General features: G+C 54.0%; 1 protein-coding gene. It reads left to right on the plus strand.

What is annotated here, in order from left to right; all coding sequences use genetic code 11:
• Positions 1-145: 145 nt before the first annotated feature.
• Positions 146-1,582, plus strand: a complete 1,437-nt coding sequence (locus ETC02_RS16475) for a DDE-type integrase/transposase/recombinase (protein ID WP_047817981.1) — start codon at positions 146-148, stop codon at positions 1,580-1,582.
• Positions 1,583-1,847 lie beyond the last annotated feature (265 nt).

A 1,847-nucleotide genomic window follows, 5' to 3' on the forward strand; every position in this document is an offset into this window, starting at 1 on the left:
AGGTATTGTCAAAAGTTTATCCTCCACACTCACGGTTTTCCCTTGAGTTTCAACGGTTGGAAGAAAAAAAGCTTGCCACCCCCGTTGTTTTCGGCCATCATTGAGGTAACGACACCCAACAGCCAAAACAAAGGAGTGACAAGCTTTGTTACCTCAATTATTAGCCTATTTGCTCGAAATAATCAAGACCCAATATCAAATCATTGTGTATTTGATGGGTGTGATCGTGGGAAAATCCTTGAATCTCGAGGACTTGGACGAACCCATCCAAAAGCCGTACCGGAAACTTCAGGTCGATGACCTTCCGATCATCGATGTGCCGGAAACCCTTGATTACCGGAAGCTGTTGGCAGACTATGAAGCCCAGCACGGACGTCCTTTACGGCCCATCCAGCGCCGCGCGAATGCGAAACACCGTGTTCCGGATTCGTTGACCTGCCCTCGCTGCCAGGCTCCCTCTTCTTACCTGTACGCCAATAACGGCGGAAAAGGGCAATACCAATGCAAAGTGTGCCAGTGCCGGTTCAACCACCGAAATCGGTTCACCAAGCAAGCGGTCTTTCGCTGCCCGCACTGCAAAAAGACGCTGGAAAAAATCAAGGAACGCAAAGAATACAACATCTATAAGTGCAAGAACAACGCTTGCCCGTTTTACCAGGCCAACCTTCGCCGGATGACGAAGAAGGAGCGCCAACAGTTTCAACAGGATCCTCAAGCCTTCAAGGTGCGGTATTTGTTTCGAGAGTTCTTGTTTGACTTTCTCCCGTTGGCTTCCTCGTCGCTCATCAAGCCGAAGGTCGATTTGTCCCGGCTGGCTGCGTCGCCGCACGTGTTGGGGCTCGTGTTGACGTACTACGTCAACTTTGGGATGTCCTCGAGGGAGACCGCCGCCGCCATGAAGGACATCCATGGCGTCTCGATCTCCCATCAGACGGTGCTCAACTACGCCAACAGCGTCGCGCTTTGGATCAAGCCCTTTGTCGACCGGTTCCCGTATGAGCTGTCCGGTTCGTTTTGCGGGGACGAGACGTATATTCGCGTCAAAGGGCGCTGGCATTACCTGTTCTTTATGTTTGACGCCGTCAAAAAGATCGTGCTGTCGTATCGCGTCTCGCCCAACCGGGACACGCTCTCGGCCATCAAGGCCATCGATGATGTCCTCAGGAAGCTAGCGTCCCTCCCAGACGACTTGTCGTTCGTCGTGGATGGCAACCCGATTTACCTGCTGGCGCAACACTTCTTCGCCCAACACGGGATTTCATTTGACGTCCGCCAAGTGATCGGGCTGACCAATGAGGATCCGGTCTCGGAAGAGTTTCGCCCTCTCAAGCAGATCATCGAGCGATTCAACCGGACCTTTAAAGGCAACTACCGCCCGACCCATGGGTTTGGTGCGGAAGAAGGCTCGGTGTCCTTTGTGACGCTGTTTGTGGCGTATTTCAACTTTCTGCGCCCACACAGCGCGCTCGAAGGCCGGGTGCCGGTCGTCATCCCGGAACTGGCGGATCTTCCGCATATGCCGGCCCGGTGGACGAAGCTGATCGCCATGGCACAAGCGTTTCTCCAACAAGAGGCGGCCTGACTTTTTTGTCCTCCGGAGCCCGTTGAACAGAACTCCTGCCGGATTCGGCGAAGCGAACCCTTGACCAACCGAACACCGCCAAAGGTAAAATTCGGTCATGGCAAGGGCGGCTTTCTTATTGCCTTCTTTTTTGTCCCCGTCGCCCTTGACGACTCTTCCGCACCTTTGGCGGGTGTTGGTCAAGGGCGAATCCGGCCCTCCGCATGCCCCACGATGCTCAATGGGATGATCTGTGTGGAGTTTTCATAGAACTTTTGACGCTACC

This window comes from Geobacillus sp. DSP4a (assembly GCF_013096875.1).
Classification (GTDB): Bacteria; Bacillota; Bacilli; order Bacillales; family Anoxybacillaceae; genus Geobacillus; species Geobacillus thermophilus.